Here is a 21412-nt window from a genome sequence, read left to right on the forward strand (position 1 = left end):
AGGTGTAGGAGCCGTCTGCGTAGAGATGCAGCGTACCGTGCAGGCCGGCGATGTCGGTGTTGACGCCACCCGATACGGCGGTGGTTGTGTTGCCGCCTGCGGCGCGCACGCCGTCGATGGTGGCGCCGTCGGCACCGGCGATGTCATTGACCAGCACGCCGGCAACGGCGGCAACGCTGAGCAACGCGCCTTCATTGACATTGCCGCTGTCGACATGGGCGGTGGGTCCATCATCATTGATGGCGATCGACAGCGTCGAGTTCGATGCACTGCCATCTTCGTCGGTGACGACAACGCCATAGTTGGCGAAAAGCTGGTCAGCTGCGCCGGTGATCCCCACGCCCGGATGCGCAACGTTGTCGGTCAGCGTGAAGCTGTAGATGACAGTGCCGCCGGCATTTGTTCCGCTGAAGCCCGTGATCGTGAGTGTGCCATAGGCCGGGCCGCCGGTAATGACGACCGGAACCGAACCGGAATTGGCCAGAGCGGCATAGGTGATGCTGGTCGTGCCGACCTGCAGCGATCCCAGGCCATCGGGCGAGGTGAAGGCGAATGTGCCGACGGCGGTTTCCGAATGGTCGGAATTGTTGTTTGGATTGCTGTCGGACAATTCTCCCGACCCTGCGGGATTGGATCCGTGTGGCGGCAGTCCCTTCTCGTCGACCGTCGCGTCGCCGCCATCCGCCTGAGAAGTCAGGCCTGAAATGGTGGTGATGTCATCAGCACCATTGACGGTGATCGTCAGGGACGCCGGCGAAGTATCGCCGTCGCCGTCCGTCACGGTGTAGCCGAAGCTTTCGCTCAGGCTCTGGCTCGCCGAAAGACCCTGGACCGCGGCATAGGCAGCCGGATTCTGGGCCTGCGTATAGAGCGCGTAGCTGTAACTGCCGTCGGCGCCAACTGTCAGCTGGCCGTAAATCCCGTTGACGTGGTTGGTGACAGCGCCATCCCAGGCGATCGCGCCGAAGCCGTCGCTGCCAAGATGGTCGGCGTGGCCGTCGGTGATATTGGCGTCGCTGCCGCCGGTGCCGGTAACGACATTGCCGTCAGCCGTCGTCGGTCCGTCCTCGGTCACCGAATCCTGATCATTGACGGCCGCCGGGCCGTCATCCTGGAATTCGACGCTCAGGGCGACATGGGAAACGGCGGTGGTCGAATCGCCGTCGAAATCTGTGATCGTCGCCTTGACGTGCAGATCGGCGGCGATGGTCGCGATGTCGTCGAAGGCAGCCGCACTGCCGCCGTCGATGCTGTGCGCGATCGGTTGATACTGGCCGATCCAGACCGCGCCGGTCGGGTCGACATAGACCTTGAATACGTCGACGCCGTTGGCCGACCCCACGAGAACGCCGTCGGCGTTCGTCGAGAGCAGAATTGTGGCGCCACCGATCGTCTTCAGTCCGGAATCGACATTGACGAGCGCATTGCCGTTGGCATCGGTCACCGCGAAGGAGAACGTGGCATTTTCGTCGGCGCCGACCGAGGCGTTGAAGAGCCCGAGCGCGCTTGCCGACGATTTCGCATAGCCGAGCGCGTCAGCCTCCTGGACCAGAGCCGGCGGGGGCAGGGCCGTATCGTTGGCCGGATTGGGGTCGGCGGAATTGTTGACGCCGGCAGATTCGTCATGGCTGACCCGGAAGACCTCGGTCTGTGTGGTGACCGTCGTGATCTTCGCCTCGATGCCGAAGATCTTGAACGGATTCCCGCCGCTCAAGGTGGCATCGGTGCCGCCCGCATTGGAATCGAACGTGAAGTTGTTGTAGTTGCCCACCTTGAGCTGGTCGAATGGGGTGCTGCCCACGACTTCCACGGTAGCGCCATCCGGTACCCCGGCGAAGGCGTAGCCGACCTGCACGCCGCCTTCGAAGACGGCGGTGCCGGCTGTGAGCACGCCATTGACCGTCACGGTGAACGGCTCGAACACGCCGCCATCCTTAGCGCCGATGAACAGGACCGCACTCTCGATGCCCTTGGCTTCGGCGACGTCTATGGTGAAGGCGACGGATGACACATCATAGGAACCGCTATCGGTGATGGTCGGCGGATTTGGATTGTTGGCCGTGACCACGATGTTGTTGACGAAATCCATGGTCAGGATTTCAGGTCCGGTCACACCTGGATGGGTCTCGTATCCATCGATGATCTGGCCGTCGCCGACGCCGATCTTGGTGCCGGTGGTGTTGACGGAATTGTCGCCCTCATTGACGTCGACGCCGGACAGCTTGATGTCGTGATTGCCGGCGCCGTCCATGCCGCGAACATCGGTGTTACCGGCCTGCAGCGTGTAGACGATCGTTTCCGTGGTGGTGGTCGTCGTGGTGGCGGCATCCCGCGCGGTGATCTGCGGAACATCGTCGAGTACCTGGACCTTGAACGTGCCGGCCGCCAGTTCGACGGTGTCGCCATCGCCATCCTTGGCAATGATGAATGACGAAAAATCGATCCCGCCATTCGCAAGCGTGTTTTCCGTATTGTCACCCACGGCGCCGTTCAGCGTCGGATGATCGATCTGATCGATCAGCGTGAAGACGTATGAGCCGTCGGCGCCGACAGTCAGCGTAAACACCGGTCTGTCCGTGCCCGCCTGGTAGCCGGCTCCGCCGCCGATATCGACATAGCCGGTGAGCGTGGTGCCGTCGGAGACAATCAGGACATCAGCGCCCTTCGAGTCGATGCCGGAGTCGGAAGGAGCAGCTTGCGTGACCAGCCCAAAGGCCGATGTCGGGTTCGGACCGTCCGCACCGAAATCGACGAGAAGATTCAAGGCACCGGCGGCGCCTGTGGCAATGGCCGAGTTGGTCCCGGCTACTTCGCCGGGCTGGGAATTGTCGACATTGCCGACAGACTGGGCATTGTGGAGGCCGTCCTCATCGACATTTGCCGTGAGCTGGGCCGTGCCGATGGCTTTCGGCACATCGTCGATGATGTTGACGGTGATGGTGCCCGTGGTGGAATTGCCGACGCTGTCGGTGACCGTATAGGTGAAGTTCTCCAGCCCCGAGATGGTCTGCGCACCGTCATCGGCCTGGGCGTTGAGGTGGTTGCTGGTCAGCGTGTAGACATAGCTGCCGTCGGTATTGATATGGATTGTGCCGTAGGTGCCGACGGTGGTCTGCTCGGTATAGGTGAGCGCGCCGACGCCGCCCGAGGCGTCGAGATGGTTGGTCGCGTCGGTCTCGGTGGTCAGGAGCGGCAGCGAGCCGGTAACGGTGCCGGCGGCGAGATCGGCACCATCCTTGTTGAGGTCGAGCGCTGCTTCGTTGACGGTGACGTCGCTGTCGGCCGGAGCGACCAGCCCGGCATCGCTGAGATTGATGGTCAGCGTCGTAGTCGACAGGTCGCCGTCGCCGTCCTTGATCGTGTAGACGAAAACGTCGGTCGTCGCCGAGGTGATGTTGTTGGCGGTCGACTGATAGGTGTAGGACCCATCGGCGTTGAGATGCAGCGTGCCGTGCAGGCCGGCGATGTCGGTGGCGACCCCGCCAGTCACAGCGGTTGAAGTGTCCGCACCAGCGGCGCGCACGCCGCTGACGGTGGCGCCGTCGGCGCCGGCAACGTCGTTGGTCAGCACGCCGGCCGCGGCCGTGACGGTGAGCAGGACACCCTCGGTCACGTCGTTGCTGTCGGCATGGGCCGTCGGCACATCGTCGATGATGTTGACGGTGATGGTGCCCGTGGTGGAATTGCCGACGCTGTCGGTGACCGTATAGGTGAAGTTCTCCAGCCCCGAGATGGTCTGCGCACCGTCATCGGCCTGGGCGTTGAGATGGTTGCTGGTCAGCGTGTAGACATAGCTGCCATCGGTATTGATATGGATGGTGCCGTAGGTGCCGACGGTGGTCTGCTCCGTATAGGTGAGCGCGCCGACGCCGCCCGAGGCGTTGAGCTGGTTGGTCGCGTCGGTCTCGGCGGTCGATCCCGGCAGCGAGCCGGTGACGGTACCGGCGGCGAGATCGGCACCATCCTTGTTGAGGTCGAGTGCTGCTTCGTTGACGGTGACGTCGCTGTCGGCCGGAGCGACCAGCCCGGCATCGCTGAGATTGATGGTCAGCGTCGTGGTCGACAGGTCGCCGTCGCCGTCCTTGATCGTGTAGACGAAGACGTCGGTCGTCGCCGAGGTGATGTTGTTGGCGGTCGACTGATAGGTGTAGGACCCGTCGGCGTTGAGATGTAGCGTGCCGTGCAGGCCGGCTATGTCGGTGGCGACCCCGCCGGTCACAGCGGTTGAAGTGTCCGCACCAGCGGCGCGCACGCCGCTGACGGTGGCGCCGTCGGCGCCGGCAACGTCGTTGGTCAGCACGCCGGCCGCGGCCGTGACGGTGAGCAGGACACCCTCGGTCACGTCGTTGCTGTCGGCATGGGCCGTCGGCACATCGTCGATGATGTTGATGACCAGGTTGCCGGGAGGAGCCGTGTCGCCATCGCCATCCGTCACTCCAACCGCAAAATTCACGCTCGTATTGTCGCCCGAGGTGTTGTCGCCGAGAGTATAGGAGTAGCTGATCGTGCCAACGCCCGAGGCAGCATCAAAGACATAGCTTGCGGTCAGCGAGCCGGTAGCGTCGCTGAAGGTCTGCGGGGCACCGGTCAGCACATGGCCGCCCAGCGTCACTTCCGACACGCCGTCCGGCGAGGTGAACCCGATCGTGCCCGATATCGTCTCGGAATCCGACGCTGCATCCGAGCCGGCCGACTCGCCACCACGGGCCGGAAGGCCGGCCTCATGGACCGTCGCTTCCCCTATGGCGCCAATGGAGGGAGTGGAATCGTTCTCCAGGAGGCTCGGGAACAATTCGCGATGATCCGGCTGCCCAAATTGCAGGTCCGTTGGTGGCAGGAGGGCCGACAGGCCGAAGCCGTCGCCGATCCCGCCGGCAGGCTGTTCGAAATTGCCGCCGGCGCTCGAGGTCGAACCTCCCGGGCCCGCCGATATCGAGCCGTCCGCGCCGAAGGCGACATCGACATGGCTTGCTTCCAGCGCGGCGATCAAGGCCACACGCGGCACTTCGACTTCGCCGATGATGAAGGTCGGCACATTCAGGGCACCGTCCTTGATGACGATGACCGAGCCGTCCGCCTGCTCGAGCACGAGGTTGTGGCCGTCGACCTTGATGTTGTCGATCGAGACGTTGGCGGGAAGCTTTACGACGTTGCTTGCGTCAGCCACGTATTCGTGGGGGGCATTCGCCGCTGGCGGAGCAGCCGCTGGCGCGCCGCCGCCGACATCGACCGGCACAGGCTCGGCCGCTGCCGGCGCTGTTTGAGCCGGCGCCGCTGCTTGCTCGGCCGGCGCGGCCTGCGCCACCAACTGGATCGGCGCTGTCAGGTCGTGGTGATCGTTGGAGACGGAATGCTCGTCCCACGAGTTCGAAACGTTGTCCAACTCAATACTGGTCGTCATAGCTTTAACCCCTCCGGCATTTCCCGGAAAGAGACAGGCGGCGCCTCGACTTTGCAACGGTCCGTCAATCCATTCTATATATTTGGATATGCGTTCGATGACTTTTTTTACGCTTGGTAAACTGTGAGCATATAATCAGTTATATCTTGCTTGGAATGCGCGGCGCTTTGCCACGACTAGCGCGAAAAACTTGGTAAATAGAAGTATAAATACGTATAAAATTTTACACAAAATAGCAAAATCACTTTGCGGGAAAGTTATCCACCTTCATTTCCAGTAATTTGAGACAAGATTGGTAGCGTCCACGGTCAAAGGTGGGCGTCATGAAAAAACAAAAGAATGCTCCGGGGAAGAGAAAACTCGAGTTGCTTCTGCTGGCACTGGGGATAGCCGGCGCGACGCAGCCAGCCCTTGCCGGGCCGGTCATCAGGGATTTCCTGCCCGAAACAGCACTGCTTGGGACGGTCCAGGCGCCGCCTGGTCTCGGCGGCATTTCGCTGCGGAGGTACCAGCCCTGGCAGCCGGCCGCCGCCTACCAGATCAGCCTCGTCCTGAACGGCTACAATCCCGTTTCCGCGCAAGACCGGTCCAGCGCCTCGATGGCGCAAGAAGGTAGGGATATCGACCCGATGCAGACTGCGTCGATTATCCCGGGCGTGTTCGGGTCGGTTGCGCTGTCCATGCGCAATTTTCCGGTTTCGGCGCGCTGGGCACCGGTCTACCAGGCCATAACCGCTTGCACCGCCGGCAGTCCCTGCGACCACAAGAGCCCGGCCTTCGCGGCCATGGTTTCGGCTGCCCAAGGCAAGGGGTTTGTCGAAAAACTGTCGTTCATCAACAGCGGCATCAACCACCTGATCGCCTACAGGAAGGACAGCGTCGTTTACGGCAAGCTCGACTATTGGGCGAAGCCTTCGGAGATCCTCGCCAATCGCGCCGGCGACTGCGAGGACTTCGCCATCCTCAAGATGACGGCGTTGCTGAGGGCCGGCATTCCGGCGCGCAGCATGTCGCTCGTCGTTCTCCAGGACCGCAAGCGAGGTTTCTTCCACGCCGTGCTTTCGGTGAGCACTGCAAGCGGCGCTTACATTCTCGACAGTCTCAACAATACGGTGCTCAAGGACAGCTCGCTTCCGGACTATCAGCCACTGTACTCGTTCAGCACCGACCGGGCATGGATCCATGGGTCCAAACCGGGGGCCGCGCAGATGGCCGACGTCAAGGGCGGCTTCGAAACCGTCGCGCCTGGCGAAGGCGCGCAGATGGAAGTCAAGTAAAGGCAAAGCGCGGTCGCTGTTTGTCCCCGGCTGAATGCTCGGAGCAATTCAAGGAAAAGTGCGTAGCGCTTTGCTTGGGCAAATTGCATCAAGACAAAGAGATAGAACGGTTCCGCGAAACGATGAGCGGCTCTAGCCGTTGAAGACAAAAGCCATCAGCAATTCCAGGTCCAGCACCGGCGCGCGCACCACGTTCAGCTGGCCCCGGTAACGGCGCTCGCCGGCGCCGATCACAAATCCGCTCGCAACGGCAACGTCACCGTTGGTGTCGAGGCGCGCGAATATATCCGCCACGTTGAGATCCAGCGCCAGCTTCAGATCCTGCCGCGTGTCTCCGTCGAATGCCGTCGGCAACTGCCGTTTGACCAATTGCTGGAATGGCGCATTGAACGTCACGATCTTCTTGGTCGATGCCAAGGCGAAAGCCGGCGACGGACAGGCAAGCAGAATGGCGTTTACCGTCCTGATCGACGCAAGCCTGCGCAAATTCAGGTTCTCGTGTCCCAACGCGCGAATGCAGGCCACCCGAATTGCCGAGGTCAGGTTTCCGTTCTCCGCGTGACTTTCGGCGATCTCGTCGACCAGCATGCCGATGGTGCATTTGCGGCTCTCGGCCATCTGTTTCAGCGAAAGCCAGAAAGCCCGTTCCAGACGGATGCCGCGCCTTGTGCCGCCGCGCGCCACGACGCGGAACTCGAGCTCGAAATCTTCTGTCGGCAGCGGCAGAAGCAAACGGTCTTCGGGGGGCGGGGGAGAGATGGCGCTAGCGCTCACTCATTGCCTCCTGACGTGCTTTGTTGATCGGCTTCAGCAGGTAGCTCAGGATCGTCTTGCGTCCGGTCTTGATATCCACGGAACAGATCATGCCGGGGATGATCGAATATGCCTTTCCGTCTCGCTCCAGTGTCGATTTGTCGGTTGAAACACGCACCTGGTAATAGGGCTCGCCCGTCTTCTGATCGACCAGGCTGTCCGCGGTAATGTTGGAAACCTTGCCTTCGATGCCGCCAAAGATCGAGAAGTCGTAAGCCGTGACCTTTATCAAGGCATCCTGGTCGGGGCGGATAAAGGCGACATCGCGGGGCGAAACACGTGCTTCGACCAGCAATGTCTCGGAAGTGGGCACGATGCCGGCTACGACAGTTCCGGGCTGGACGAAGGCGCCGACGGTGTTCAGTTCCATCGTGTTGACGATCCCGTCCACCGGAGAACGGATATCCGTTCGCGCGACCTTGTCGGTCGCGCCGCGAATGGTTTCGTCCACCACGGAAAGATCGGCCAAGGCCTGCGTCAGGTCATCGAGCGCTTCCTGCTTCAACTGCAGCCCGAGTTCCTCGACCTGAAGCTGCGCCTCGGTGATCGCCGACTTGGCTTTCTTTATCGTCTCGCCGGCCAGGTTCAATTGGCCGTTGAGTTCGGTTTGCTCCTGCTCGACCTTGAGCTGCTCGGTCCTTGCCATCAGACCTTTCTTGACCATCGCCTCGACCAGCTTCGCCTGCTGGTCGCTCACAGCCAGGTTTTTTGTCAATCGGTCGACATTGGCGTTCGCCTCGTCGAGTTCCTTTTCGCGCTGGTCGAGGCGCGACTTGAGCACCGACAGCTTGTTGTCGAAGTTTTCGCGCCGGGCAACGAGGAGATTTTGCTCGTTGTCGCAGATTTCCGGTGCCACCGCCTGAATGTCCTGCGGACACGGAAACGATCCGGTGATGCTGCCGCTCTGTTCGTATTTGAGCCTGGCGATCCGTGTTTGCAGGGCCCGCGCCTTGGCCTGCTGTTCGCCGAGGCTGGACGTGTTCAAAGTGTTGTCGAGACGAATGATAAGGTCGTTCTTCCTGACGACCTGCCCCACCTTAACGGCGATTTCCTGAACGACGCCCGGCTCGCTGGCTTGGATGACCTGGGTCTTGGAGGCCGGTATGACCTTGCCGTCGCCACGCGCGATCTCGTCGACCTCGGCGAATGATGACCAAGCGACAAAGGCGACGAAGAGCGCCGCTATGATGAATATGGACGCCGTCGCAAAAAGCGGCGGGCGGTCTTCTCTGGCAAGCATTTCCTACGCCCCGTTATTATATCGGTTTCAGCCCGATATAATTTGTTCATTCAGGTATTTGTTCTCTGCAGCGCCTGAATGACTTGTTCTTTTGGCCCATCGGCAACGATCTTTCCTTGCTCGACCACAATAAGGCGATCAGCCAATTCGAGCATGCTGAAGCGATGCGTCGAGACGATCAGCGTCGTGTTGCGGTCAAATGCCGTCTTGAGTTGCTTGATCAGCTGTCGTTCCGAAGCCAGGTCCATCGAGCCGGACGGTTCATCCAGAAAGACGATCTTCGGCTTGGTCAAAAGCAGCCGTGCAATCGCCACCGTCTGTCTCTGCCCGCCGGAAAGATTGGTGCCCCGCTCGCCGACATTCATGTCGTAGCCGCGTGGATGGCGAGAGACGAACTCGTCGACGCCGGCGGCTTTTGCGGCTTCGATGATCTGTTCGTCGGTCGCCTCGGGAGCTGCCATGAGCAGGTTCTCCTTCACGGTGCCCGAAAACAGATCGCCGGCTTGCGCGACGATTCCCACGGCGGCGCGCACCTCCGACGGGTGATACTGGCGGATGTCGATGCCATCCAGCAGCAGCTCGCCTGAACTCGGCAGGAAAAGCCTGCCGATCAGGCGTCCCATCGTCGTCTTGCCTGACCCGATGCGGCCGATGATGCCGATGCGCTCCCCCGGCTTCACCGAGAAGTTCAGGCCGGACAGAACCTCGTTTTCCGAGCCGGGGTAGACGAAGCCGACATTCTTGAACGTCATCGCCCCATTGCGGATCGGGCGATTGACAAAGCCCACCGTGTCCGGCCGGTCTTCCGGTTGGGCCATGATGGAATTCACCATTCTCAAGGAGAGCATGGCCTGCCGAAATCTCGACAAGGTGATCGCGATCTGGCCGAGCGGAGCCACGGCCCGGCTCGCCAGCATCACCGTGCCGATAATGGCTCCTGTCGAAACGTGCCCTTCCGAAAAGGCATAGGCTCCGGCCACGACCAGGGCGACCGTCACAAGCTGCTGGATGGCCTGGGTGATGTTGCCGGCCGCCGCCGAGAGCTGCTTGATCTTCTCGGAGGTGTTGGCCGCATTCTTCGAATGCTCGCCCCACTTCCTCAGCAAGTAGGCTTCGGCACGCAGGGACTTGATTGTTTCCAGCGTGGAGATGGACTCGACCAGCAAGGCCTGGCGCTGGGATGCCTCGTTCATCGACGCGGCGACCCGTTTGCCGATGCGGCGTTGCGTGACGAGGCCGACTATCACCGACGCCACGAATGCCAAGGCCGGTATGACGACCAACCAATCGCCGATCGCGTAGATGACCAGCAGGAAGATGAAGACGAAGGCCGTGTCGATGAAGACGCTGATGGTGTTGGAGGTGAAGAACTCCCTGACGAACTCATATTGAGTGACACGGTTGGCATATTCGCCGGTCGAGCCCGGACGCGCGGACAAGGATGAATTCAGCACCTTCTCGAACAGCAAATACGATATCCGCAGGTCCGCCTTGCGCCCGGCATAGTCGATGAGCGAGGCCCGCGCCGTCTTCAGAAGCAGGTCGAAAAGAATGACGGCACCGATACCGATCGCCAGCACCCAGAGCGTCGATATCGCCTTGTTCGGCAATATGCGGTCATAGACGTTCATGGTGAAGATCGGCGAGGCGATGGCCAACAGGTTGATGAAGATCGCCGACAGCACGACCTTCGAATAGGTGCGCCAGAAAGCGCCCATCGTTCCCGTCAGCCAATGGCGCCGTTCGATCTGCTGCGCCGACCCGACCTTCATGCCCTCGGTGGCGTTGGCATAGGTGATCGAGAAGGATACGCCGCCGCTGATGTAACTTGCGGCCAGCTCGGATTTGCCGACAGTCGTGCGCCCGTCTTCCTGCGGGGCAGTGAGATACCCGTCGCCGTCGATTTCCGCCAGCAGGGCGATCGGCAACTGGCTGACACGGAAGAGAATTGCCGGAAGATCGACGCGACCGCGCAAGAAGTCGCGATGGTTGAATTCGTGGGTCTCGAGACCGATGCGTTCGGCAAGATGCCTGATCTCGGTGACCTCGATGCGCGTGTCCGAAATCGGTACCCCGGCAAACAGCACGGTTTCCGCGCTCGGCCTGCCGAGATAGGCGGCAACCGCCGAAAAGCAGGCCTTGAATGCCTCCTTGGGCGACAGAATATGTGGCTGCTGATTCACGACCCGCCCGCCAGGACCCTCAACCCCCCTTACACCGGCTCACTTCTTCCTGACCGGGGCAAGGATGTCGAAAGGTATATCGTTCGTCTGTTCCGACGGGGTCCGTGCATAGGTTTCGGTGTCCGCGTTCGCCGGAACAGCAAATTCGTCCTTGGCGTAGGCCGTGGCCTGCTTTGGCGGATGGATGTCCATCGTTTTCAGCAACTGCCCGGTCGCTGCCAGAAGCCGATATTGGGCAAAGAGGGATGCGTAGGACGCGGTGTCCGCCAGCGTCGCTGTGTTGAACCGTGTATTTTGCGCATCCAGCACATCGAGCAGCGAGCGCTGTCCGACCTTGAACTGCTCGCGATAAGAGGCAACCAGCTTCTCGCTGGAAGCGGCTTGCAGCTTCAAGGTCTTTGCCAGATCGGCTTGCCGGAAGCGGCGATCCCAAGACGTGCGAACGGCCTCTTCGATCTCCCGCAGAACCTGATGCAGCCCAAGCCGCTGCTCGCTGGCGCGGCGGATTTGCTCCTGCTCATTCGCTTTGTCGATGCCGCCGCGGTACAGGTTCCAACGCAGCACCAATCGTGCCTGCAAATCGGACGTGTCTCCATTGTCGCCGTCAATGTCATATCCGGCCCGGGCGGTGCCTTCGGCGACGATCGAGGGGCCGTATTTCGCCCGAGCGGCGTCAACCTGCGAGGCCGCGGCCGCAATATCGCTATTGGCCATGTGGACGCGCGGATTGTTCTCCCGCGCAATGCCCAGTGCGTCATCTAGGGACCTTGGCAGCGCGGAGGAAACATCGCCAGGCCGCGAAGCATTGGTCAGCGGTTTCCCGACTGTCTTGAAGAAGCGTATCCTCGAGGCCTCGAGTTCCTCGGAGGCTTCCTGCATGCGGGCCTTGGCCGCAAACAAGCGCTCCTCGGCCTGTTGCCGGTCGGCCTCGTTCAACCCGCCGCCTGCGATGCCTTCCCTGATGTCGTGGAGAATCGCTTGATGAAAGCCCAGATTCTTCTTTGCCTCTGCCACGATCGAGCCCTGAAGCATGTATTCCAGGTAATCCTGGACAACCGACAGCCCGATGAACTCGGATCGCTCCAGCACGCGGAACGAGGCGCCATCGACTCGCGAGGCCTGACGGTTGAGTTCGGCTCGCCTTGCGCCGCTGTCATAAAGCGTTTGTGAAACCGTCAGATCGGTCTCCGCGGGATAAAGCGCATCGTGCTCGATCGAAAGCGCTCGGCGGGAGGAGTTGTCCAGGCGCCGAGCACCAGTAGATGCCTGCAGGTCGACGCTTGGGAGATAAAGCCCTTTCGCCTGCCGCAGCTCGAACTCGATCGCCTCACGGTTTTCGATGGCCTGGCCGATTTCCGGGTTGGATTCCACCGCAACCGCCATGGCCTCCTTGAGCGTCAATGCATGCGCGCCCCAGCAGCTCAGCATGGTAGCCGTCATCAAGAGGCCAACGCCCATGACCTTGGTCGACAGACCTGTCGTCTTCATTTTCCCACCCACGTTTCCCCGCTCTTTCAAGAGCGCCCCAGCCGGGCTCGGCGCCTGGCTTTGTTCGCTATCTTACAAATTAACGTGGACGTTTCATTATTAAGCTGTGACTAAACGATAGATTTTGGGCAGACGGCCAAAAAATGTAGCAAAAATAGCACACATTTGAGATGTCGGCGGGATCAAGTGCCGGTGTCGAAACTTGAAGCACCGCAACAAGATATAGCGATGGCAAACAGCAAGCCTGTTCTGACAACATGCTGACGAGTACGCCCGTCTGCAAATAAAATTGCTCTCGCAGGCAATAAGGGCACCCTTAACAAACTCAGGCGAAGGAGGGTTTTGTCCGGCCACCCCCATTGCCAGCATGTTCTGGTCGCGCTTTGACATCTACGTGGCTGGCGAGATCGCCGAGGCACGGCCGAGCGGACATTTCTTGGGTGAGCAGGGTCGATTCGGTGCGTGCTTCGGTCTCAATGAAGTCTGTGTTTGGCTGGGGCGCCAGGATTCGAACCTGGGAATGTCGGTACCAAAAACCGATGCCTTACCACTTGGCGACGCCCCAATAGCCGTCAGAGTCGCTGTGCGGGCGCGTTATTAGCAGAGCAGCCGAAAAGCACAATGCTTATGAGCGACCGCGAAAGCACCCGGCTGACCAGCAGCGCGATGGCCGCCAGACGATCCACAACGGATCATACGGACCACATAGCCAACTCGTTGCCGGCTGGGTCGACAAAGTGGAAGCGTCGACCACCTGGGAATGGGAATATCGGCTTGACGATCGTTCCGCCGGCGCTTTCGACGGCGCCAAGGGTTTCTTCCAGATTCTCACTGTAAAGCACAGGCAGCGGCTTGGCCGGCGCTTCTTCCGCATCGGCTTGAAAACCTCCGTCCAGCCCCTCGGCAAAGGCCGAATAGGTTGGCCCATAGTCGGTGAACGACCAGCCAAAGGCGGCACTGTAGAAGCCTTTCATCCGGTCCAACGTGCCGCCGGTCGCCGGCATTTCCAGATAGTCCAGTTTTCCAGGCTGTTTCATGAGGCACCTCGTTGTTCCCTTTATGTTCTAGACATCGAACCATCAGGTGGCAAGTCTTTTTGACGCATCCCGGGCGATGGCTTTTTCTTAATCGATTGTAGCGACCCGACGACTTGCCCGGCGCTTGCGTTTCGCACTGCAGCATCATATCGCTCGAAGTGGGACACGGGCGGAGCTTTCCGTTTCGCCAATCTTTCCAATCTCCTGCAACCGGAGAGCAAAGCATGACCAAATGGGTTTTCACCTTTGGCGATGGTGCGGCGGAAGGCCGTGCCGGCGACAGGAATCTGTTGGGCGGCAAGGGCGCCAATCTGGCCGAGATGTGCAGCCTGGGCCTGCCGGTGCCGCCGGGCTTCACGATCACCACCGAGGTCTGCAATGCCTACTATGCCGATGGCCGTGCCTACCCGGCGGGATTGGAAGCCGACGTCACCGTCGCGCTCGACCATATCGGCCGGCTGACTGGCCGCCGGTTCGGCGACCCGTCGAAGCTGCTCCTGGTTTCGGTGCGTTCCGGCGCCCGGGCGTCGATGCCCGGCATGATGGACACCGTGCTCAATCTCGGATTGAACGACGAGACGGTCGAGGCGCTGGCCTCCGATTCCGGCGATGCGCGCTTTGCCTATGACAGCTACCGCCGTTTCATCCAGATGTATTCCGATGTCGTCATGGGGCTCGATCACGAGGTGTTCGAGGAAATCCTGGAAGACCAGAAAGCCAGCCTCGGCCATGAGCTCGACACCGAGCTGACGGCCATCGAATGGCAAGGCGTCATCGCGCTCTACAAGGCCAAGGTCGAGGAAGAGCTGGGCAAGCCGTTCCCGCAGGATCCGCACGAGCAGCTCTGGGGCGCGATCGGCGCGGTGTTTTCGAGCTGGATGAACAACCGCGCCATCACCTACCGGCGCCTGCACGATATTCCCGAAAGCTGGGGCACGGCGGTCAATGTCCAGGCCATGGTGTTCGGCAATATGGGCGAGACCTCGGCCACCGGCGTTGCCTTCACCCGCAACCCGTCGACCGGCGAAAAGCAGCTCTATGGCGAGTTCCTGGTCAACGCGCAGGGCGAGGATGTCGTTGCCGGCATCCGCACGCCGCAGAACATCACCGAGGCGGCGCGCATCGCGGCGGGTTCCGACAAGCCGTCACTGCAGAAGCTGATGCCGGACGCCTTCCAGTCCTTCGTCACCATCTCCGACAGCCTGGAAAAGCACTACCGCGACATGCAGGACCTCGAATTCACAATCGAGCGCGGCAAATTGTGGATGCTGCAGACAAGGTCCGGCAAGCGCACCGCCAAGGCAGCACTCAGGATCGCGGTCGAGATGGCCAGGGACGGGCTGATCACCAAGGAGGAGGCGGTCGCTCGCATCGATCCGGCTTCGCTCGACCAGTTGCTGCACCCGACTATCGACCCAAAAGCCGCGCGCGACGTCATCGGCGTCGGCCTGCCGGCGTCGCCGGGAGCCGCCACCGGCGAGATCGTCTTTTCCTCCGGCGATGCCGAGGACCTGAAGACGCAAGGACGCAAGGCGATCCTGGTGCGCATAGAGACCAGTCCGGAAGATATCCACGGCATGCATGCGGCCGAAGGCATCCTGACCACGCGCGGCGGCATGACCAGCCACGCCGCCGTCGTTGCGCGCGGCATGGGCAAGCCTTGCGTCTCGGGCGCCGGCTCGCTGCGTGTCGACTACAGGGCCGGCACGCTGCTCTCGATGGGACAAACCTTCCGCAAGGGCGACATCATCACCATCGATGGCGGCAACGGCCAGGTGCTCAAGGGCGCCGTGGCGATGCTGCAGCCGGAATTGTCAGGCGATTTCGCCGCGATCATGGAGTGGGCGGACGCGGTGCGCCGCATGAAGGTGCGCACCAATGCCGAAACGCCGCTCGATGCGCGCATGGCGCGTTCTTTCGGCGCCGAGGGCATCGGCCTTTGCCGCACCGAGCACATGTTCTTCGACGGCGCCCGCATCGTCGCCATGCGCGAGATGATCCTGGCCGACACCGAGAAGGACCGGCGCGCCGCGCTGGCCAAGCTTCTGCCCATGCAGCGCTCGGATTTCCTGGAGCTGTTCGAGATCATGGCCGGCCTGCCGGTGACGATCCGCCTGCTCGATCCGCCGCTGCACGAATTCCTGCCCAAGACGGAAGCGGAAGTCGCCGAAGTCGCGGCCGCCATGAACGTATCGCCCGACAAGCTCAGACAGCGCACCGAGGCGCTGCACGAATTCAACCCGATGCTCGGCCATCGCGGCTGTCGGCTCGCCGTCTCTTACCCGGAGATCGCCGAGATGCAGGCGCGCGCCATTTTCGAGGCGGCCGTCGAGGCCGGCAGGAAAGCCGGCGCGCTGGTGGTGCCCGAGATCATGGTGCCGCTGGTCGGCCTGGTGAAGGAACTCGAGTATGTGAAGGCGCGTATCGATGCGGTCGCCAAGAGCGTCATGGACGAGAGCGGCGTCAAGATCGATTACCTCACTGGAACGATGATTGAACTCCCCCGCGCGGCGATCCGTGCCCATGTCATCGCGGAGTCGGCTGAGTTCTTCTCCTTCGGCACCAACGACCTCACCCAGACCACCTTCGGCATCTCGCGCGACGACGCGGCCTCCTTCCTGGAAACCTACCGCCAGAAGGGCATCATCGAGCAGGATCCGTTCGTCTCCCTCGATATCGACGGTGTCGGCGAACTGGTGCGCATGGCGGCGCAAAAGGGCAGGGCGACGCGGCCTGGCATCAAGCTTGGCATCTGCGGCGAACATGGTGGTGATCCCTCGTCGATCCGCTTCTGCGAGGATGTCGGGCTCGACTACGTCTCCTGCTCACCCTATCGCGTCCCGATCGCCAGGCTGGCGGCAGCGCAGGCCGCGGTGCACGCGGCAAAGACAGGACGCGGCTAGACCGGTACGAAGCTTACGGTTTTGTATGAAAACTCACGCGAACGTGCTGGCGACATGAGCGTAATCTCGACATTGTTTGCGACCAATTTGCGGATGACCGCCAATTGTCTCCGGAAACAGACGTTGCAGATATCACCCGCTCCGTTCCGCTCGATCCTGATTATTCAAACGAAGTTCATAGGCGATATCGTCCTCGCCTCGACGCTCGCCAGGAACCTGCAGCTCGAATTTCCCGGTGCCAGGATCGTGTTCCTCTGCGAAGCCCACTTCGAGAGCTTCGTGGTTGCGCATGGCATCGCTTCCGAGGTGGTTACGTTCAGGCGGGCCCGCATGCGGGGCAACCCGCTGGAGCGTGGAAAAGAGCTTTATGCCGTGGTGCGGGCGCTGCGCCGCTTCCACTTCGATCTGACGATCGATTTGACCGATTCCAAGACCTCTCGGGTCGTCAGCGGGTTCGTCAACGCCAGGAAGCGTGTTGGCTACAATCCTCCCGAGAGGCCGCTGAAGCTGCTCGAGCGGCAGCCCGCCAATGTGTTTGCCAAACCATACGGGTTTGGCGGGCAGCATTTTGTCTATCGCTATCTCTCCCCTCTTGAAGCACTCGGCATCGATTTGCGCGTGACGGTACCGAGCATCCAGCCGCCGACATTCGAGGCCACGAAAGCCCTGGCGCTTCTGCGCACGCACGATATCCACCCGAACGCCTTCGTCGCCGTCCATGCGGGCGCGAGTTTCAAGGGCCGGCAATGGCAGCCGGAACGGTTTGCCGAGGCGATTGACCAGGTTGCGGCCGAAACGGGACTGGGCGTCGTCCTGGTGGGAGGGCCAGGCGAACGTGAAACCGCCGCGCGGATCGTTTCCGGGACCGCGACGCCGGTGGTCGACCTGGTCGGAGCGCTTTCGCTCGAGAGCCTGCTGGCGGTCCTGGAACAGGCCCGGCTGTTTCTCGGCAACGAAAGCGGCCCGATGCACATGGCCGCTGCCGCGGGCACCCCGGTTGTCGGCCTTTTCGGCCTGACGCATCCGTCGCGCTGGGGACCTGTCGGCGTGCCCAGCATCGCGCTTCGGCCGTCAATGCCCTGCGATTGCGTGGCCAGGGATTTGTGTCGCCGGTCCGACCCCAGCAAGGCTTGCTGTGTCTGGCGTCTGGAGGTGAAGCCGGTCGTCGACGCCGTGCGCGAGATCCTCGCACGCACCGATCTGAAAAAGGAACGCGTTGTCTGAGGGCGATGGGTCCGCAAGACTGTCGCCGAATGTTCACCAAGCCGGAAGTCAAATTGCCGCGCCAGGCGTTTTTCTGCTATCCCTCGTCCGATTTCCGCCTTCATGCAGGTTTTTTGGGATGGCGGCTTGAAGTCGCCAGCCGGGAATTTGGTTTCGGGAATTTGGTTTGATGCGTCTGCTGCAAAAACATCTCTGCACGATCGCCATGTCGGTGGCGCTGATATCCGGTGCCCATGCCGCGCCGCTGGTCGAACCCACGCTGCACATCAAGCCGGCTGCAAGCGGAACCGGGCGCGTTGCGCTCACGCTCGATGCCTGCGGCGGCAAGACCGACACGCGCATTCTCTCGGCGCTGGTGGACAACAAGATACCGGCCACCATTTTCGTCACCGGCATCTGGCTGAAGCGCAACGCCGAGGCCGTCGCGATCATGCGGGCGCATCCCGACCTGTTCGAACTGGAAAATCACGGCGGCCGCCATGTTCCGGCGGTCGACACGCCACGGAAGATCTATGGCATAAGCAGCGCCGGCAGCCCGGAGGCTGTGCTCGCCGAGGTCGAGTCAGGGGCCGCGGCTCTGGCCACGACCGGCGAGCCGGCGCCGAAATGGTTCCGTGGCGCAACCGCCGAATACAGCCCCTCGGCCATCGCGATGATCCGCAAGCTGGGCTTCAAGATTGCCGGCTTCTCGATCAATGGCGACGGCGGCTCGCTGCTCGGCGCCAAGGAAACCGCCAGGCGTATCGCCGCTGCCAAGGATGGCGACGTCATTATCTCGCACATCAACCAGCCGACCCACGCCGCCGGCGAGGGCGTGGTGCAGGGCTTGCTGGCACTCAAGGACAAGGGCATGACCTTCGTGCGGCTCGACGACGCCGACGGGACGGGCGATCATGGCACCACTGAGTAGGGCGGTTCAGTGTTTGATAGAACCGCCGAACCGCTCTAACGACTGGGCCTGATCTGAATCTCAATGCACCCTTAAGTGCGTCGGGCCGAAGCGTTCAGTCCGGCTTGGCTTCGATGGTGACCTTGCTGGCATAGAACGCGCCGTGGTCGCGGATCTCGGTCATCTCGTCGTACGGCTGGCGGTAGGCCCACATCGCGTCATTGCCCGCTTCGCCCGCCGGCAGCACGCTCCAATAGCTGGCGTCACCCTTATAGGGGCAGTGGGTCGCGTGGTCCGTTCGGCTGAGCTTGTCGAAATCGATGTCGGTGAACGGAATGTAGAAGGCGGCGGGGTAGGGGGCCTCCGTCAGCACCTTCGCCCTCGCGGACGACGCGATGACGGTATCGCCGGCGCGGACCGTGACGGTGCCGGAATAGGGCTCTATCGTGATGATCTTGTCGGGATTGCGCTGGAAGCCGGGTGCCGGGTTGGCGATCTTGTCCATGCTGGTTCCTCCTTGCCCCGACCTTAAGTGTGGTGGACGGCCGGATTGCGCAAGACCCGTAGTCACAAACAAAACAGACGCCATGCGCCCGTGCGTGGCGCGAAGATTGCCTTCTCGTGGCCGCGGAAATTCAGGCGGCGGTTTTGAAGGCATCCATCAGCCCGGCATAGGCGGCCGCGATGCCCGCCACCGGATTGCTGCTTCTGGAAATGGTCTCGACTTTCAGCGCCCCGCCGCCGGTTGGCAAGGTGAGCAGCAGGAACTGGCGATTGCCGCCATCGCCGACGGATGCCGCCGCGACATGCTGGCCTTCCCCTTCGTTCTGGACGCACATCTTGAACAGCAGCGTGCCGCCGACCGCTTCCAGCGCGCCGCCGACAACCTCTACGAACTCGTCTTCGGAAACAGTCTTTTCGTCCGGCACCAGATCGGCCAGGCTTTCGGCAAGCGTACTCTCGAGAACCTTATCGTCGAGCGCGTCCATGCGAACCTCTCTCAGTCGCCAATCGCACCCCTTTGCCCGTTAACGAACCTTAACACCGACGATGGCCGGATTATGACACTTTTTTGCGGTTGGTCCGATCACGAGAGTTTGCGTCGACGTAATGGATTTGAAGCCCCTGTCACTCGAATGGCAGCAAGGCCCGCCAAACGAAATCAAAAAGCGTCCGGATTCAATCGTTTGCCAAATACAGGTCGAACTCCGACTTTCGTCCGCTGCGCCTGTAGGTGGCTGGACAATTCGCCGGTTCGCTTCACAATGCGATCAAAAGCGCGACGTGAAAAGCGTGAGGGAGGGAACGGCATGCTGGGATTGATGCAGGAATGGCCGCTACTGTGCCACAAGCTGATCGACAACGCCGAAAGGCAGCATGGTGTGCGCGAGATCGTGTCGCGTTCGATCGAGGGACCGATCGTGCGCACCACCTACGCCGACATCCATCGTCGTTCCCTCAAGGTCGCCCAGCGCTTGGAGCGCGACGGTTTTGCGTTAGGCGACCGCATCGCGACACTGGCCTGGAACACCGCCCGCCACATCGAGGCGTGGTACGGCATCATGGGCATCGGTGCTATCTACCACACCCTCAATCCGCGCCTGTTTCCCGAACAGATCGTCTGGATCATGAACCACGCCGAGGACAAGGCCGTCTTCGTCGACCTTACCTTCATCCCGTTGCTCGAGAAGATCGCGGGTGCCGTCCAATCGCTGAAGAAGGTGATCGTGCTCACCGACAAGGCGCACATGCCGCAAACGACCCTGCCCGGTGTCGTTGCCTACGAGGACTGGCTTGACGAGGTTGATGGCGACTTCGCCTGGAAGACCTTTCACGAAGGCACCGCGGCCGGCATGTGCTATACGTCCGGCACGACGGGTGACCCAAAGGGCGTCGTCTACAGCCATCGCTCGAACGTGCTGCACGCCATGATCGCTGCCATGCCCGACGCCATGGGTCTGTCGGCGCGTGACACGATCCTGCCGGTGGTGCCGATGTTCCACGCCAATGCCTGGGGCCTTGGCCAGAGCGGGCCGATGACCGGCGCCAAGCTGGTCATGCCTGGCTGCAAAATGGACGGCGCCTCGATCTATGAGTTGCTCGATCAGGAGAAGGTGACATTCAGCGCCGCCGTGCCGACCGTGTGGATGATGCTGCTGCAATATCTGGAAGAGACCGGCAAGACGCTTCCCCATCTCAACAAGGTCGTGATCGGCGGCTCGTCGTGCCCGCGCGCGATCATGGCGAAATTTCAGGACAAGTACGGTGTCCAGGTCATCCACGCCTGGGGTATGACCGAAATGTCGCCGCTCGGCACGCTGTGCACCCTGAAGCCGGACTATGCAGGCCTGGACGGCGAGGCGAGGCTCGACGTCCAGGGCAAGCAGGGTTACCCGCCTTTCGGCGTCGAAATGAAGGTGACCGATGACGATGACAACGCGCAGCCTTGGGACGGCAAGACGTTTGGCCGGCTCAAGGTACGCGGACCGGCCGTCGCCCGCGCCTATTATGGCGGTGTGGGCGCGGAGCAGTTCGATGAGGATGGCTGGTTCGATACCGGAGACGTCGCTCATATCGATGCCGGCGGTTACATGCAGATCACCGATCGCGCGAAGGACGTCATCAAGTCCGGCGGCGAATGGATTTCGACCATCGACCTGGAAAATCTGGCTGTCGGCCATCCCGATGTGGCGGAAGCGGCGGCGATCGGCGTCCAGCATTCGAAATGGGGCGAGCGGCCCTTGCTGGTCGTCGTCGCCAAGCCTGGCAAGGAACCGACCAAGGCCGAGATTCTCGATTTCATGGATGGCAAGGTGGCCAAATGGTGGATGCCGGACGACGTCGCCTTCGTCGACGAGATACCCCACACCGCCACCGGCAAGATCCAGAAGATCACCTTGCGTCAGCAGTTCAGGGACTATCGCTTGCCGACGGATTGAGGGGATGTTGCGTGTTTC

At 61.6% G+C, this 21412-nt stretch carries 14 protein-coding genes and 1 tRNA gene; 6 read left to right on the forward strand and 9 right to left on the reverse strand.

The genetic code is table 11. From position 1 onward, the window contains the following. Positions 1–5401 (reverse strand): beta strand repeat-containing protein (locus tag O7A70_RS30510; protein WP_337143658.1); only part of this gene is annotated, 5401 nt, incomplete at its 3' end. A 323-nt stretch (positions 5402–5724) separates the two neighbouring features. Here O7A70_RS30510 and O7A70_RS30515 point away from each other — a divergent pair. Next, the gene (locus tag O7A70_RS30515) at positions 5725–6678 is read left to right on the forward strand and encodes a transglutaminase-like cysteine peptidase (RefSeq protein WP_337143659.1); all 954 of its coding nucleotides are present in this window, start codon (positions 5725–5727) and stop codon (positions 6676–6678) included. A 132-nt stretch (positions 6679–6810) separates the two neighbouring features. Here the strand turns inward: O7A70_RS30515 and O7A70_RS30520 are convergent, their stop codons facing one another. The 6 genes from O7A70_RS30520 to O7A70_RS30545 form a co-directional block, all read right to left on the reverse strand. Continuing rightward, complete coding sequence (locus O7A70_RS30520) at positions 6811–7452, reverse strand: ribbon-helix-helix domain-containing protein (RefSeq protein ID WP_140718022.1); 642 nt, start codon at positions 7450–7452, stop codon at positions 6811–6813. Then, a complete protein-coding gene (locus O7A70_RS30525; RefSeq protein ID WP_337143660.1) occupies positions 7442–8731 on the reverse strand; it encodes an HlyD family type I secretion periplasmic adaptor subunit in 1290 nt (429 codons plus the stop codon). The genes O7A70_RS30520 and O7A70_RS30525 overlap by 11 nt, the downstream gene beginning before the upstream one ends. Positions 8732–8781: 50 nt before the next feature. Continuing rightward, the gene (locus tag O7A70_RS30530; RefSeq protein WP_337143661.1) at positions 8782–10914 is read right to left on the reverse strand and encodes a type I secretion system permease/ATPase; all 2133 of its coding nucleotides are present in this window, start codon (positions 10912–10914) and stop codon (positions 8782–8784) included. A 39-nt stretch (positions 10915–10953) separates the two neighbouring features. Next, positions 10954–12402 carry a TolC family protein gene (locus tag O7A70_RS30535; protein ID WP_027145931.1) on the reverse strand — a complete coding sequence of 483 codons (1449 nt, stop codon included), beginning with the start codon at positions 12400–12402 and terminating at the stop codon, positions 10954–10956. 490 nt (positions 12403–12892) lie between these two features. Then, a tRNA-Gln gene (locus tag O7A70_RS30540) sits at positions 12893–12967 on the reverse strand. A 127-nt stretch (positions 12968–13094) separates the two neighbouring features. Next, positions 13095–13439 carry a VOC family protein gene (locus tag O7A70_RS30545; protein WP_337143662.1) on the reverse strand — a complete coding sequence of 115 codons (345 nt, stop codon included), beginning with the start codon at positions 13437–13439 and terminating at the stop codon, positions 13095–13097. Between the two features lie 224 nt (positions 13440–13663). On the opposite strand from O7A70_RS30545, the gene ppdK reads away from it, so the two are divergent. The 4 genes from ppdK to O7A70_RS30565 all read left to right on the forward strand — a co-directional run bounded on the left by ppdK (position 13664) and on the right by O7A70_RS30565 (position 18476). Beyond that, on the forward strand, positions 13664–16342 hold the full coding sequence (ppdK, locus tag O7A70_RS30550; protein WP_337143663.1) for a pyruvate, phosphate dikinase: 2679 nt from the start codon (positions 13664–13666) through the stop codon (positions 16340–16342). Between the two features lie 123 nt (positions 16343–16465). Continuing rightward, positions 16466–17566 (forward strand): glycosyltransferase family 9 protein, encoded by a 1101-nt coding sequence (locus O7A70_RS30555; RefSeq protein WP_337143664.1) that lies wholly within the window; start codon positions 16466–16468, stop codon positions 17564–17566. A gap of 29 nt (positions 17567–17595) precedes the next feature. Next, the gene (locus tag O7A70_RS30560) at positions 17596–17736 is read left to right on the forward strand and encodes a hypothetical protein (protein WP_181166758.1); all 141 of its coding nucleotides are present in this window, start codon (positions 17596–17598) and stop codon (positions 17734–17736) included. Beyond that, positions 17736–18476: a polysaccharide deacetylase family protein gene (locus O7A70_RS30565; RefSeq protein ID WP_337143665.1), complete on the forward strand. Its 741-nt coding sequence runs from the start codon at positions 17736–17738 to the stop codon at positions 18474–18476. Before O7A70_RS30560 ends, O7A70_RS30565 begins: the two co-directional genes overlap by 1 nt. A 94-nt stretch (positions 18477–18570) precedes the next feature. Here the strand turns inward: O7A70_RS30565 and O7A70_RS30570 are convergent, their stop codons facing one another. Together O7A70_RS30570 and O7A70_RS30575 are read right to left on the reverse strand one after the other, a co-directional pair. After that, positions 18571–18960 carry a DUF427 domain-containing protein gene (locus O7A70_RS30570; RefSeq protein ID WP_337143666.1) on the reverse strand — a complete coding sequence of 130 codons (390 nt, stop codon included), beginning with the start codon at positions 18958–18960 and terminating at the stop codon, positions 18571–18573. A gap of 130 nt (positions 18961–19090) precedes the next feature. Beyond that, the gene (locus O7A70_RS30575; protein WP_140510466.1) at positions 19091–19444 is read right to left on the reverse strand and encodes a hypothetical protein; all 354 of its coding nucleotides are present in this window, start codon (positions 19442–19444) and stop codon (positions 19091–19093) included. Positions 19445–19765: 321 nt separating this feature from the next. Here O7A70_RS30575 and O7A70_RS30580 point away from each other — a divergent pair, with 321 nt between their 5' ends. Further along, a complete protein-coding gene (locus tag O7A70_RS30580) occupies positions 19766–21394 on the forward strand; it encodes a fatty-acid--CoA ligase (RefSeq protein WP_337143667.1) in 1629 nt (542 codons plus the stop codon). Positions 21395–21412: the final 18 nt, after the last annotated feature.

Origin of the sequence: Mesorhizobium sp. Cs1299R1N1, assembly GCF_037179655.1 — a bacterium.
In the GTDB taxonomy this organism is placed as follows: Bacteria; Pseudomonadota; Alphaproteobacteria; order Rhizobiales; family Rhizobiaceae; genus Mesorhizobium; species Mesorhizobium salmacidum.